The organism is Mesorhizobium sp. M0060 (assembly GCF_040323155.1).
Classification (GTDB): Bacteria; Pseudomonadota; Alphaproteobacteria; order Rhizobiales; family Rhizobiaceae; genus Mesorhizobium.
In genome coordinates this window covers 368,216-382,164 of record NZ_JAMYUP010000001.1, presented here as the reverse complement: position 1 = coordinate 382,164, position 13,949 = coordinate 368,216, and the positions used below count along the sequence as shown (strand labels likewise).

12 protein-coding genes are annotated in these 13,949 nt (G+C 63.6%); 5 read left to right on the top strand and 7 right to left on the bottom strand.

Annotated features, from left to right (window positions below):
- Positions 1–297: 297 nt before the first annotated feature.
- Genes NKJ94_RS01785 through NKJ94_RS01775 form a run of 3 tightly spaced genes read left to right on the top strand, consistent with a single transcriptional unit; the run spans position 298 to position 3,131 of the window.
- Positions 298–591: a hypothetical protein gene (locus NKJ94_RS01785; protein ID WP_352522671.1), complete on the top strand. Its 294-nt coding sequence runs from the start codon at positions 298–300 to the stop codon at positions 589–591.
- Positions 592–643: 52 nt separating this feature from the next.
- Positions 644–2,389, top strand: a complete 1,746-nt coding sequence (locus NKJ94_RS01780; RefSeq protein ID WP_352522670.1) for a long-chain fatty acid--CoA ligase — start codon at positions 644–646, stop codon at positions 2,387–2,389.
- Between the two features lie 7 nt (positions 2,390–2,396).
- Positions 2,397–3,131, top strand: a complete 735-nt coding sequence (locus NKJ94_RS01775) for a class I SAM-dependent methyltransferase (RefSeq protein ID WP_502896163.1) — start codon at positions 2,397–2,399, stop codon at positions 3,129–3,131.
- On the opposite strand, the gene NKJ94_RS01770 is transcribed toward NKJ94_RS01775, so the two are convergent.
- From NKJ94_RS01770 to NKJ94_RS01760, 3 genes are all read right to left on the bottom strand, one after another.
- Positions 3,115–3,837: an HAD family hydrolase gene (locus NKJ94_RS01770; protein ID WP_352522669.1), complete on the bottom strand. Its 723-nt coding sequence runs from the start codon at positions 3,835–3,837 to the stop codon at positions 3,115–3,117. The two genes, NKJ94_RS01775 and NKJ94_RS01770, sit on opposite strands and share 17 nt — an antisense overlap.
- 5 nt (positions 3,838–3,842) lie before the next feature.
- Positions 3,843–5,486, bottom strand: a complete 1,644-nt coding sequence (pgi, locus tag NKJ94_RS01765) for a glucose-6-phosphate isomerase (protein WP_352522668.1) — start codon at positions 5,484–5,486, stop codon at positions 3,843–3,845.
- A gap of 94 nt (positions 5,487–5,580) precedes the next feature.
- Positions 5,581–5,736 carry a hypothetical protein gene (locus NKJ94_RS01760; RefSeq protein WP_254816186.1) on the bottom strand — a complete coding sequence of 52 codons (156 nt, stop codon included), beginning with the start codon at positions 5,734–5,736 and terminating at the stop codon, positions 5,581–5,583.
- Positions 5,737–5,741: 5 nt separating this feature from the next.
- On the opposite strand from NKJ94_RS01760, the gene pdxR reads away from it, so the two are divergent.
- Positions 5,742–7,235, top strand: coding sequence for a MocR-like pyridoxine biosynthesis transcription factor PdxR (pdxR, locus tag NKJ94_RS01755; RefSeq protein WP_352522667.1), 1,494 nt, complete (start codon positions 5,742–5,744; stop codon positions 7,233–7,235).
- A gap of 193 nt (positions 7,236–7,428) precedes the next feature.
- Positions 7,429–9,018: a trimethylamine methyltransferase family protein gene (locus tag NKJ94_RS01750; RefSeq protein ID WP_352522666.1), complete on the top strand. Its 1,590-nt coding sequence runs from the start codon at positions 7,429–7,431 to the stop codon at positions 9,016–9,018.
- 3 nt (positions 9,019–9,021) lie between these two features.
- Here NKJ94_RS01750 and chrA read toward each other — a convergent pair whose 3' ends face one another.
- The 4 genes from chrA to NKJ94_RS01730 form a co-directional block, all read right to left on the bottom strand.
- A complete protein-coding gene (chrA, locus tag NKJ94_RS01745) occupies positions 9,022–10,410 on the bottom strand; it encodes a chromate efflux transporter (RefSeq protein WP_352522665.1) in 1,389 nt (462 codons plus the stop codon).
- On the bottom strand, positions 10,407–11,246 hold the full coding sequence (locus tag NKJ94_RS01740; protein ID WP_352522664.1) for a chromate resistance protein ChrB domain-containing protein: 840 nt from the start codon (positions 11,244–11,246) through the stop codon (positions 10,407–10,409). The genes chrA and NKJ94_RS01740 overlap by 4 nt, the downstream gene beginning before the upstream one ends.
- 213 nt (positions 11,247–11,459) lie before the next feature.
- Entirely contained in the window at positions 11,460–11,972 is a 513-nt protein-coding gene (locus NKJ94_RS01735) for a hypothetical protein (RefSeq protein ID WP_352522663.1), read from the bottom strand.
- A gap of 14 nt (positions 11,973–11,986) precedes the next feature.
- Positions 11,987–13,792, bottom strand: a complete 1,806-nt coding sequence (locus tag NKJ94_RS01730; protein ID WP_352522775.1) for an IlvD/Edd family dehydratase — start codon at positions 13,790–13,792, stop codon at positions 11,987–11,989.
- Between the last annotated feature and the right edge of the window lie 157 nt (positions 13,793–13,949).

Below are 13,949 nucleotides of genomic sequence, written 5' to 3'. Positions count from 1 at the left end.
TCTAGCTTTGGAACTGCTTGTTTGCCTAACCCACGGGAAGCAGAAAAAAATTCCGGCATGCGGCGGATTGTGGAAAAAACGAGCCGAATCCGCAGATCACGACATTATTAGCGACCTCAATTTTTTGTTGATCGGCGATGCCGCCAATTCGGGGAATCCAGCCGTTCGGTTCGGCAGCGATGCCAAGAGATGCCCGTCCGAAACCCGGTCGCGGCCGAGAGGTTTGAAGGCAAGTCTTGCCGCACTGCCAGGTGGGCGAGGCTTGCACGGCCGCCGCTAGTGGCAATACATAGATAGATGGACGGCGTGCTGGATTTCCCAGGTTCCGGACATTGCGGCAGCGTGGGATACCTTTGTTCGCCAGGGGCGGCGGTGGCGCTCAAGCGTGCCGAAACAATAAGAACGATTGAGGGAGCGACAGGTGGCAAAACCGGCAAAGACAACAACCCCGGCGAAAGCAAAGGCCGAGGCAACATCGAAAGCGGTCAAGCCAAAAGCGGCCGCCGCCAAGCCGAAGGCTACCGCGAAGACAAGCGCGAAGCCGGCGGCGAAAACCGCGGCTGGAAAGTCTGCCAAGCCGGCAGCCAGTAAGACGGCGACCCCCGCAAAGTCCGCCGCTGCTGCCAAGCCGGCGGCGAAGGCAGTGCCGACTGCGCCAAAACCGCCGGCAGGTCCGGCCAAGAGATTACCGAAGGCGATCACGTCGCTGGCCGCCGGCCTGCCGGAAAAACCGTGGCTCAAGAGTTATCCAAAGATCGTGCCGGCCGAGATCGGCGCCCTGCCCTCCAGCTCGATCGGCGACTTTCTCGTCGCCGCCTGCAAGCAGTTTGCGAATCGGCCGGCCTTTGTCTGCATGGGCAAATCGATCACCTATGCCGATCTCGAGCGACAGTCGGCGGCCTTTGGCGCTTATCTGCAATCAAAGGGGCTGCAGAAGGGCGCGCGTGTCGCGCTGATGATGCCGAACGTGCTGCAATATCCGGTCGCGATGATGGCAGTGCTTCGCGCCGGCTATGTCGTGGTGAACATCAACCCGCTCTACACGCCGCGCGAGCTGGAGCACCAGCTCAAGGATTCCGGCGCTCAAGCCATTGTCATCCTCGAAAATTTCGCCTGCACCTTGCAGGCGGTGATCGCCAGGACCGCGGTCAAGCATGTCGTGGTCGCGACGATGGGCGATATGCTCGGCGGGCTCAAGGGAACAATCGTCAACTTCGTCGTGCGCCGCGTCAAGAAGATGGTGCCGGCATGGTCGCTGCCCGGCCATGTCAAGTTCAACGCCGCATTGAAGGCCGGCGCCGGCGTGGCCTTCAAACCCGCCGAGGTCGCGACCGCCGACATCGCCTTCCTGCAATATACGGGCGGTACGACCGGCATCTCCAAGGGCGCGATGCTTTTGCACAGCAATGTTTTGGCGAACGTCGCGCAGAACGCGCTGTGGGTCGAAGACGCCTACACGGTCAAGCCGAAGCCGGCGCATCTGAATTTCCTCTGCGCGCTGCCGCTCTATCATATTTTTGCGCTGACGGTGAACGCGATGATGGGCATGCAGCAAGGCGCGCAGAACGTGCTCATTCCCAATCCGCCCGACATTCCCGGCTTCGTCAAGGAGCTGCAGAAATACCCGATTCACATCTTCCCGGGCCTCAACACACTGTTCAATGCCCTGCTCAACAATGAGGATTTTCGCAAGCTCGACTTCAAGCCGCTGATCTTGACGCTGGGTGGCGGCATGGCGGTGCAGAAGGGCATCGCCGAGCGCTGGAAGGCGCTGACCGGCTGCCCGATCAGCGAAGCCTACGGGCTCTCCGAAACCTCGCCGGGGGCGACCGCCAACAAATTCAGCGACGGAGCCTTCACCGGCACGATCGGCCTGCCGCTGCCCTCGACCGAGATCGCCATCCGCGACGACGACGGCAACAATTTGCCGCTCGGCGAGGTCGGCGAAATCTGCATTCGCGGACCGCAAGTGATGGCCGGCTACTGGAACCGGCCGGACGAGACCGCCAAGGTGATGACCGAGGACGGTTTCTTCAAGTCGGGCGACATGGGCTTCATGGACGAGCGTGGCTACACCAAGATCGTCGACCGCAAGAAGGACATGATCCTCGTTTCCGGCTTCAACGTCTATCCGAACGAACTCGAGGAGGTGGTGGCGCAGCATCCGGGCGTGCTCGAAGTGGCGGCGATCGGCGTACCGGACGAGCATTCGGGTGAAGTGCCGAAGCTGTTCGTCGTCAAGAAGGACCCGGCACTGACCGCCGAGATGCTGACGGCTTATTGCCGCGAGAACCTGACCGGCTACAAGCGACCCAGATATATCGAGTTCCGCCCCGAGCTGCCGAAGACACCGGTCGGCAAGATTCTGCGACGAGCGTTGCGGAGCTAGGCGCAGCTTGAGCGATTGCATCGCCGGCGCCAACACCGGGGATATAGGTTCGCGTCCAGACCCGGCAGACTTCATCCGGGCGAACATGCGGATCACCGCCGTGCCCGCGCTTCCCGAAATCCAGCTTTACACCGCCCATCCGGGAAGCGGGCTCAGGCGGCTTGTCGAGTGGAACCAACACGGGATCGAAGAAGACGGACCTGAACCGGAGCCACCGTACTGGGCCTATGCCTGGGCCGGCGGCGCGGTGCTCGCCCGCTATATAATCGACCGGCCGGAGACCGTGGCTGGGCGGCGCGTGCTCGACCTCGGCGCCGGCTCGGGCCTTGTCGGCATCGCTGCGGCAAAGGCCGGAGCCAGCGAGGTCGTCGCGACAGAGATCGACCGCAATGGCGTGGCCGCGCTCGGCCTCAATGCGGCTGCGAACGGCGTCGCTATCATGATCATTGGCGAAGACATCACCGGCGGTCCGCCGCCACCAGTGGATATCGTGATGGTCGGCGACCTGTTTTACGCCCACGATCTTGCCGGCCGGGTCGTTCCCTTCCTCGACCGCTGCCTTGCTGCCGGCATCGCCGTGCTGATCGGCGATCCGGGCCGCGCCTATCTGCCCCGCTCGCGGCTTCGCCTGCTGGCCGAATACGAGGTGCCGGATGTCGGCGCCGGCAGGAATGCGGCGATGAAACCAAGCGGCGTGTTTTCGTTCGAGCCGGATAGCTGCGCGCTCAAGCCGTCTCGCTGACTCGGGCCGCAAGAAAATCGGGCAGATCGGCAACCGAATCCAGGATGACGTCGGCGATCTGCGATAGCGATTCACGTGTGCCGGTGCCGGACAGCACGCCGATCGCCAGGCCGCAGCCGCCGGCGCGCGCCATTTCCAGATCGTGACGGTTGTCGCCGACCACGGCGATCGTTGCCGGCCTTAGCCCTGTCAGATCCGAGAAGGCAAGGATCGTATCCGGCGCCGGTTTTGGATTGGCCACCGCGTCGTAACCATAGGCGGCTTCGAAAAGCTGCGCGACGCCCAGCGTGACCAGGGTCTTTTCCGCGCCGCTGGTTGAGTCATTGGTGGCGACGCCAAGCCGGTAGGATTTTCTGTGAAGCAGCCCAAGCGTCTCGACCACGCCCGGCAGCGCCACGGCCATCGCCGATCCTTGCGCCGAGGTGATGGCATTGAAGCGGGCGACGGCAAGCATCTGGTCCTCATCGGACAGCCGCGGGAACCACAGTTCGACGACATCCATGTTGGTGCCGGAGGCAAAAATCGAATCCGGCTTGAAGCGCTTGGCGGCGAAATCGAAGCCCGCCGCCGCAAGCAGCCTGTCTGCTTTCCAGCGATCGCCTTCGGCCGCATCCATCGCCATGAAGTCGGCGATGCCCAGCCATGTCGCGTTGAAATCTACGAGCGTGCCGTCCTTGTCGAACAATATTCCCTTGATGTCCGCCAAGCTTTTCACTCCGAGCCACGCAAGCGGTGGATGTGTTCCACCAATCCAGCCGTCGAGGCATCCCGCTTTGCGGCATTCTCCTTGCCTTCAACGACGGGCAGCAGCCCGGTCGCCAGTTCCTTGCCGAGTTCGACGCCCCATTGGTCGAAGGAGTTGATGTTGAACAGCGTGCCTTCGACGAAGACGCGATGCTCGTAGAGGGCAATCAGCCGTCCGAATGTGTGGGGGTCGAGCTTCCTGTAGAGGATCGTCACCGAGGGGCGGTCGCCGGAGAAGACGCGGTGCGGAGCAATCCTGTCGACGTCGGCGGGCTTCATGCCTTTCGCCAGCATCTGCGCGCGGGCTTCCGCCAGCGTGCGGCCCTTCATGAAGGCTTCCGACTGCGCCAGGCAGTTGGCGAGCAGAAGGTCGTGGTGATGCTTCAGTTCCGGCTCGTGGCCGACGGCGGCGGCGAGGAATTCGACCGGGATGAAGTCGGTGCCCTGGTGCAGCAGCTGGAAGAAGGCGTGCTGGCCGTTGGTGCCGGGCTCGCCCCAGACCAGCGGGCCGGTCGGCGTCGTTACAGCGCCACCATCCAGGGTGACGCTCTTGCCATTCGATTCCATGTCGAGCTGCTGCAGATAGGCCGGCAGCCTGGAAAGGCGCTGATCGTAGGGGATGACGGCACGAGCCGGATATTTGCAGATCACGCGGTGCCACCAGCCGATCAGGCCCATCAGCGCCGGCAGGTTCCTCGCCAGCGGCGCGGTGCGGAAATGCTCGTCTATCTCATGCGCGCCGTCGAGAAAGGCGTGAAAATTCTTCGGGCCGATGGCAATCATCACCGGCAGGCCGATAGCGCCCCAGACCGAATAGCGGCCGCCGACCCAGTCCCAGAAGCCGAAGACGCGGTCGGGTGCGATGCCGAACTTGGCGACCAGCTCGAGCGCCGTCGAGACCGCGGCGAAATGCTTGCCGACCGCTTCCTTGCCGAGCGCCCTCTCGACCCATCTGCGCGCCGTCTCGGCATTGGTCATCGTCTCGACGGTGGTGAAGGTCTTGGAAGCGATGATGAACAGGGTGGTTTCGGCAGAAAGGCCCTTCAGCGTGTCATGGATATGCGCGCCATCGATATTGGACACGTAATGCGCGCGCGGGCCGTCATGATAGGGCGCCAGCGCCAGCGTCGCCATGGCCGGGCCGAGATCGGAGCCGCCGATGCCGATGTTGACGATGTCGGTGATCTTCTTGCCGGTCGCGCCGGCCGCATTGCCGGAACGTACCGCATCGGCGAAGGCGCCCATCGCGTTGAGCACGGCGAGGACTTCCGCCTTCACGTCCTGGCCGTCGAGCACGATGCCCTTGCCGGTCAGATTGCGCAGCGCCGTGTGCAGCACGGCGCGGTCTTCAGTGACGTTGATCTTCTTGCCGGCAAACATCGCAGCGCACCGGCCTTCGAGGTCGGCGGCCGCAGCCAGCTTCTCCAGCAGTTCCATCGTCCACGCATCGACCGCGCATTTCGACCAGTCGAGCAGCAGGTCGCCGTCGCTGGCGGAGAATTTCTCGAAGCGCTGCGGATCGGCGGCGAAAGCCTCGCGCATCGAGCCCGATTTGGCCGCACGATGATCGCGCAACGCGTCGAGCTGCTTTTGAAAGGACGATTGATCCACTGCTTCGCTCCGGTCTCTTGAGAGGCATCTTATCAGGCCGGATGTTTCCGGCGCGTGTCGTCGCGGCAAACTATCGGGTCGAATTCCATCTGTTTCAATGCGCAGCGATGCCGCAGCGCAGCGCGGGCCGGCGCAAAGGATCACTGGCATAAATCCCAGCGATCAGAAAAATTGATTGGCGCAACACCTTGTGCCACCGGTACATTCGACTGGTCCAGCCAAGTGAAAAAAGCTGGCCATCGAGGAACATCTCCCATGCCACAGCGAAACGACACGGCCATATGGTCCGGCCTGTTCCGGATTTCGGCGGAATCCGGTCAGACCCTGCAGGCGCAGATCCGCCAGGCGATCGTCGCCGCTATCCTCGACCGGCAGATCGCGGCTTCGATGCCGCTTCCGTCCTGCCGGATTCTTGCCGAGAAACTCGGCGTCGCGCGCGGCACCGTGGTGCTGGCCTTCCAGCAGCTGGTCGACCAGGGTTTCCTGGTGGCGCGCGAGCGGCGCGGCCACTTCGTCAATCCCGAAGTGCTGGCGACGCCGGCCAAGCCGCACCAGAAGGCGCCCGACCAGGCCAACGAGATCGACTGGAAGGCGCGCCGGCAGATCGCGGCCAGCGACATGCCGCCGCCGGCCAAGCACGACAACTGGATCAAGTCGTCCTACCCCTTCGTCTATGGCCAGTTCGACCCGGCGCTGTTCCCGACCGCCGAATGGCGCGAGTGCAACCGCATGGCGCTGGCGGTGCTCGAAATCCGCAACTGGGCGTCCGACATGGTCGACCGCGACGATCCGCTGTTGATCGAGCAGATCCAGGCGCGGCTGCTGCCGCGACGCGGCATCTTCGCCAACCCGGACGAGATCATCGTGACGCTGGGCGCCCAGAACGCGCTTTACATGCTGGCGACGCTTTTGATGACGAAGGGCTCCAAGGTGGCGATGGAAGACCCCGGCTATCCCGATGCACGCTCGATCTTCCGGCTGGCCGGCGCCGACATCCAGCCGGTTCCGGTCGACCACTCCGGCATCGTAACCTCTGCCATTCCCAATGATTCCGGCTTCGTCTTCGTCACGCCCAGCCACCATTGCCCGACCATGGTGCCGCTGTCGGCCGAGCGGCGGCAGGATCTTTTGGCGCGCGCCAACCGCTACAACCAGATCATCATCGAGGACGGCTATGACAGCCAGCTCCTGGACGAGGCGCCGCAGCAGGCGCTGAAGAGCCTCGATCGTTCAGGCCGCGTCGTCTATGTCGGCTCGATGTCGAAGACGCTGGCTCCGGGCCTCAGGCTCGGCTACATCGTCGCCTCGGCCGGGCTGATCTCCGAGCTTCGGGCGCTGCGCCGCTTCATGCTGCGCCATCCGCCGGCGAACAACCAGCGCGCCGTCGCGCTATTCCTGTCGCTCGGCCATCACGAGGCGCTGGTGCGGCGGCTGTCGAGCGCCTTCGACGAGCGGCGCAAGCGTCTGGTCCATGCGATTTCCGCCTTCCTGCCGGAGTGGCGTTCGACCGATTCGGCCGGCGGCACGTCGCTCTGGCTCGAAGGGCCACGCGGCACCGATTCGCGCGGCCTGGCCGAGGCCGCGGCGTCGCGCAGCGTCATTATCGAGCCCGGCGACCGGTTCTTCGACCGCACCGACAAGCCGTCGCGTTTCATGCGCTTGGGCATTTCATCGATCGCGCTGCAGCACATCGAGCCCGGTATCCGCGAACTGGCGACGGCAGCTGGACGAAGGCCGGCAGCGGCTTGATCGCCCTCCCCCGACCGGAGCTTGGCGCATGTAGCGCGGCTCCGGTTCTTTAGCACCTTGGCATATGCGACGGGACCGGCTGGCACATAGGCTGTGCCAATGCCGGCGGCATAGTCGCAGTATAAGGGGACGAAGCAGGCCGATGGTGGACCAACCGCCGCGCCCGCTTCGCAGCTAAAGGTGGAGTGCCTTCATGCCGGTGGCTCATGAGAAGCAGGATTCGTCCGCAGACCAGCGGTCGCGGCGTTCCGGCGGGCGCGAGGCGCGCCGCGCCATGCGGGCGGCACCGCTTGCCGACGACATCAAGCCGGTGCGCGCCGGCCTTGAAGGCGGAAGCTACAGCCCGCTTAGCGGGAACGATTGCGAACGTATCCACGAAGCCGTGCTGACGCTTCTGGAGACAGTCGGCTTCGCCAATGCCATCCCCTCCTGCATCGAGGCGCTGACCAAGGCCGGTGCGAGCCTCAGCGAAGATGCCCGTCTGCGCTTTCCCCGCGGTCTCGTGCTCGACACGATCAAGAAAGCGGCACGGCATTTCACCCTCTACGGCCAGAATCCGAGGCACGACATGGTGATCCAGGGCAAGCGCGTGCATTACGGCACGGCCGGTGCTGCGGTGCACCTTGTCGACGTCGAAAAGCGTGAGTATCGCGAGTCGCTGCTGCAGGACATCTACGATGCCGCGCGCTTGGTCGAAGGGCTCGACAACATCCATTTCTTCCAGCGGCCGATGGTGCCGCGCGACATTCCCGACCCGCTCGATATGGATTTCAACACGCTCTACGCCTGCGTCATGGGCACATCGAAGCATGTCGGCACCTCGTTCACTGTGCGTGAGAACGTCAAGCCGGCGCTCGACATGCTTTATGCGATCGCGGGCGGCGAAGAGAATTTTCGCGCGCGGCCTTTCGTCTCCAATTCGAACTGCTTCGTCGTGCCGCCGATGAAGTTTGCCGAGGACGCCTGCGGCGTGCTCGAAGCCTGCGTGGAGGGCGGCATTCCGATCCTGCTGCTGTCGGCCGGCCAAGCGGGTGCAACAGCACCGGCGGCGATTGCCGGTGCTGTGGTGCAGGCGGTCGCCGAAGTGCTCGTCGGCCTTATCTATGTCAACGCCATCAAGCCCGGCCATCCGGCGATCTTCGGCACCTGGCCGTTTGTCTCGGATCTCAGGACCGGCGCCATGTCGGGCGGTTCGGCCGAGCAGGCGGTGCTGACCGCGGCCTGTGCACAGATGGCGCAGTTCTACGACCTGCCAGGCGGTTCGGCCGCCGGCATGACGGATTCGAAACTGCCTGACATCCAGTCCGGCTACGAAAAGGGCATAACCGACGTGATGGCCGGTCTCGCCGGCCTCAACCTAGTTTATGAGTCGGCCGGCATGCATGCGTCGCTGCTCGGCTTCTGCCTGGAGAGCCTGATCATCGACAATGACATGCTCGGCCACTGCCTGCGCTGCGTGCGCGGCATCGAGGTGACGGACGAGTCGCTGTCGATCGACACCATCGCCGATGTTTGCCTGAAAGGGCCGGGCCATTATCTCGGCAACGAGCAGACGCTGCGGCTGATGCAGACCGAATATTTCTATCCGGCCGTCGGCGACCGCTTTTCGCCGAAGGAATGGAACGAGAAAGGCAGGCCCGACATCTTGCAGCGGGCAATCATCGAGAAGAAACGCGTGCTTGCCGAACGCTTCCCGCGCCATGTGCCGAAGCCGGTCGACGACAGATTGCGTGCCCGCTTCGGCGATATGATCAAGCTGCCGCGCAGCGGCATGGGCGGTTGAGCTCTACCCGCTCACCGCCAGCAACAACACACCGGCCAGCGCCGATCCGGCAAGCGTCGGCAGCATGCCGATTTTCAGCTTCAGAATGGCGATCATGGCGGCACAGGAAAGCAGCGCCGCGCGCCAGTCGATCGACGCGAGCACCGGCACGTCCATTCCAAGCCCGACATTGCGCACTTCGCCGAAGATGACGTGTAAGCCGAACCAAAGCGCGAGGTTCATGATGACGCCGACGACCGCAGCGGTGATCGCGCCGAGCGCCGCCGACAGCGCCCTGTTGCCGCGCAGCGCTTCGATGTAGGGCGCGCCGAGGAATATCCACAAGAAGCACGGCGTAAACGTCACCCACAGTGTGAGCAGTGCCCCAAGCGCGCCGGCAAGCAGCGGGGCGAGCGCGCCGGAGTGGCGGAAGGCGGCAATGTAACCGGCGAACTGCAAGACCAGGATCAGCGGGCCCGGCGTGGTTTCGGCCAGCCCAAGGCCGTCGACCATTTCACCGGGTGCGAGCCAGCCGAAGGACTCGACCGCTGCCTGCGCGACATAGGCAAGCACGGCATAGGCGCCACCAAAGGTGACGACCGCCATGAGACTGAAGAACCCACCGATTTGCGTCCACACGCTGGCAGAGCCGGTGAAAGCCCAGATCAGCAGAACAGGCCCGAGCCAGATCGGCAGCCAGATCGCCAAAATGCGCGGCGCATGCCATCGCGTCGGCTTGACGTGGGTCAGTTCGCCGCGCTCGAACATCAGATCGACCGCGCCCTTGATGTCGGGAACATCGCCTTTGCCCTGCGATGTGCCGGAAAAAAATGCCGGTGCAATGCGGTTGCCGATCCAGCCTGTCAGGCCGGCAAGCAGGACGATCAGCGGGAACGGCACGTTTAGCGCGTAGATGGCGATGAAGGCGGCGAGTGCGATCGACACCATGATCCGGTTCTTCAGCGCACGTCGCCCGATCCGGATCACCGCCTCGATGACAATGGCGAGCACCGTCGCTTTGACCCCGAAAAACAGCGCCTCGACGAAGGGTATATCGCCGTAGAGCGCATAGAGGCTGCTCAAGACGAGCATGACAAGCGCGCCCGGCACAACGAAGAGAATGCCGGCAACAAGGCCGCCGACTGTTTTGTGCAGCAGCCAGCCGATATAGATGGCAAGCTGCTGAGCCTCGGGGCCGGGCAGCAGCATGCAGTAATTCAATGCATGCAGGAAACGCTGTTCGCCGATCCAGCGCCGCTCCTCGACCAACTCCTTGTGCATGAGCGCGATCTGTCCTGCCGGGCCGCCGAAGCTGAGCAAGCCGATTTTCGCCCAGAGCTTCACGGCCTGCCGGAAGCTTGGCACAGCCGGAGCTTGGATCTCCGCCGGATCCTTCGAAAAGACGGCGCTCACGACGGTTTGCCCGCGCCGAGACTACCCGCGCCTGCGGCCGGCCAGTTATGCGTTTCCTCGGTGGCATCACGGCACCATCGGAAAAACGCATCGTAAAGCAGCATACCCGCCTCAAGCTGCTCCAGATCATCGCGAAACATCCGCGACAGGCCAAGCGAAGCGGCCAGGAACCCGGCTGCCTGGGGAACCAGACCGAGGTCCGCAGTGTCGGCAGCGCGTATGATCATGGCGAGGCGATCGAGCGGCTCGGATTCAAGCCCGAACTCCTCGATCATGGTGTCGAAGGTGCAGCGTTCGCCGCGGTGGCTCCAGAACACGGCGTCGATGTCGAACGGCACGGCGTGAAAACGATCAGCGACGGCCGACACTTCGGCCGCCTCGACGAAGAGGAAGACCGCGTGAGGATCGATGAAGCGCCGGATCAGCCACGGGCAGGCGATGCGGTCGATCTTCGGGCGAGCCCGCGTGACCCAGACTGTGCGGCCCTTTGCGTCGAGGCGCGGAATCTTTTCAGCGTGGACCAGAAGCCCCTTGGCATCGCGCCAGGCTTCAAACCCGCCTTCGAGCGATTCGGCGGCAATGCCCTCGTGCCGCAGCCATGCGGCCACCCCTTGCGAGAGCTTTTTTCCCTGTTGGCAGACGACCGCCACTTGCCTGCCGGTGAAATCGGCAGCCCAGGTGGAGATGGTCTTGAAGTCACGCCGGGTTGAACCTGGCAGCAGGCGCGGATCGGAATTGTAGTCATCGTCGATGCGGACATCGATGATCGCGGGTGCACCCGGCAGACCAATCAGACGGGATAGTTGCGGTACGGTGATGGTTGTTGTCGACGGCATGGCGTCCACCTCCTTGAGAGAGAAGCTTGGACGCGAACATTGGGCTGACGCCTCACGGGGTCGTCGCGATTAACCCCTTGCGATGATCGTGGATTTGTCGCGCTCGCTTGTCAAGCATTCTGCCGGCTGTTGACACATCCAGTTTGCGAGGCCGCCCGAAGACCAGGGAGAAAGGGCCGGGCCTTGGCGCATGCCAAGAGCCGCAGCACCGACTCATTCGTGTTTGATCGTCTTGGCGCACTCGTTGAGCAACTCCAGCGCTCCGGCAACGCCTTCGGTGCGAAAAACCAGCGGCTGTTCGACACCCGTCACTCGCACAGTCATCGATCCGGCACCGGCGATTGCCTTCTGCTCCTCGCTCGTCAGAGCATAGTCGAGATCGACGATATAATCGACCGTGGTCATCGCCGTCATCACCAGCGGCGTGTCGACGTTCCCAAGTTGCAGCGTCGCAGTCACGGGCATGTCGTCCTTGACGGCACCCGGCCACAGGAACACGCGCATGACAATTCCCGTCCAGTCGCGCGTGCGGCCGAACTTCAGGCCGTTATAGGGGGTGGCGGCGAATTCAACCGGATCGCGGTTGGACGCGTCGCACCAGCGCCCGGCGACCGCAACGGTCCAGCGATCGGCCGTTACCGGAAATTCGGTGGCGGAGGCGACGGACGGCAACAATGCAGCAGCCAGGAAAAGAGCTGCACGCAGCAGTTTTCCTGGCCGCCTCATGCGACGGATCCTGGTCAGTGATTGTCCCTCGGCACGCCGCTGGTATGCGCCACATCCTGGTATTTCACCGCCGGCTTCAGCACCATGCCTTCGGAAAACTGGTCGACCATGCCACGCTGGATCTCCTGCCACGGCGTCTGGTGCTTGGGATAGTGATAGCCGCCATTGTTCTGCAGCTCGGCGCGCCGCCGCGTGATCTCGTCGTCGCTGACGAGGATATCGGCGGTGCCCTTCCGCAAATCGACGCGGACACGGTCGCCGGTCTTCAGCAGCGCCAGCCCGCCGCCGATGGCGGCTTCCGGCGAGGCGTTGAGGATCGAGGGCGAACCCGAGGTGCCCGACTGGCGGCCGTCGCCGATACAGGCCAGCGCGTGGATGCCCTTCTTGATCAGATAGGCCGGCGGCTGCATGTTGACGACTTCGGCGCCACCCGGATAGCCGATCGGGCCGGCGCCGCGCATGAACAGGATGGTGTGCTCGTCGATGCCTTGTGCCGGATCGTCGATGCGGGCGTGGTAGTCCTCGGGCCCGTCGAACACCATGGCGTTGCCCTCGAAGGCTTCGGGATCCTTCGGGTTTGACAGATAGCGCTCGCGGAATTCGGGCGAGATGCCGCTGGTCTTCATGATCGCCGAATCGAACAAATTGCCCTTGAGATTGATGAAGCCGGCATTGGCTTTCAGCGGTTCGGCAACCGTGCGGATGACATCGAGGTTCTCGTTGACGGCGCCGCTGCAATTGTCGCCGATGGTTTTGCCGTTGGCGGTCATGGCTTCCGGATAGGGCAGCAGGCCGCCTTTCATCAGTTCGGCGACGACGGCCGGCACGCCGCCGGCATGATGATAGTCTTCGCCGAGATATTCGCCCGACGGCTGCAGATTGACGATGAGCGGAATTTTGAGGCCGATCTTTTGCCAGTCGTCATTGTCGAGCGGCACGCCGAGATGGCGGGCGATGGCGTTGAGGTGGATCGGCGCATTGGTCGAGCCGCCGATCGCCGAGTTGACGACGATGGCGTTCTCGAAAGCCTTGCGGGTCATGATGTCGGACGGCTTCAGATCCTCATGCACCATGTCGACGATTCGCTTTCCCGTCTCGTAGGCGATCTGGCCGCGTTCACGATAAGGGGCGGGGATAGCGGCCGAGCCCGGCAATTGCATGCCGAGCGCCTCGGCCAACGAATTCATCGTGGTGGCGGTGCCCATCGTGTTGCAATAGCCGGTCGACGGCGCCGAGGAGGCGACGATGTCCATGAACTCGTCATAGCCGATCTCGCCGGCCGACAGGCGCTGGCGCGATTCCCAGACGATCGTGCCGGAGCCGGTGCGCTTGCCCTTGTGCCAGCCGTTGAGCATCGGGCCGACCGAAAGCGCGATGGCCGGAATGTTGACGGTGGCCGCAGCCATCAGCATGGCCGGCGTCGTCTTGTCGCAGCCGATGGTGAGCACCACGCCGTCGAGCGGATAGCCGTAGAGCACCTCTACCAGGCTGAGATAGGCAAGGTTGCGGTCGAGCGCGGCGGTCGGCCGCTTGCCGGTTTCCTGGATCGGGTGACACGGGAACTCGAAAGGAATGCCGCCCATCGAGACGATGCCCTCGCGCACCCGCTTGGCCAGTTCGATGTGATGGCGGTTGCAGGGCGACAGGTCCGAGCCGGTCTGGGCGATGCCGATCAGCGGCTTGCCGGACATCAGCTCGGCCCGCGTCAGCCCGTAATTCAGGTAGCGCTCCAGATAGAGTGCCGTCATGCCCGGATTGTCGGGATTGTCGAACCACTCCTGCGAGCGAAATTTTTTCTTGCTGGTGGGGGCGCCTGCCATCATGGTCTCCGTATTTGTATGACAAATCGATATGACAACGCGCGGGAGCAGGCAAGGGCACGCGTCATCCGAATCCGCACTTTGGTGCGATAGACATGCATCTGCCCCCGCGCTAGACGGGATCGAGGTTTGTCAGTCCGCTATCCGGGAGATTTTG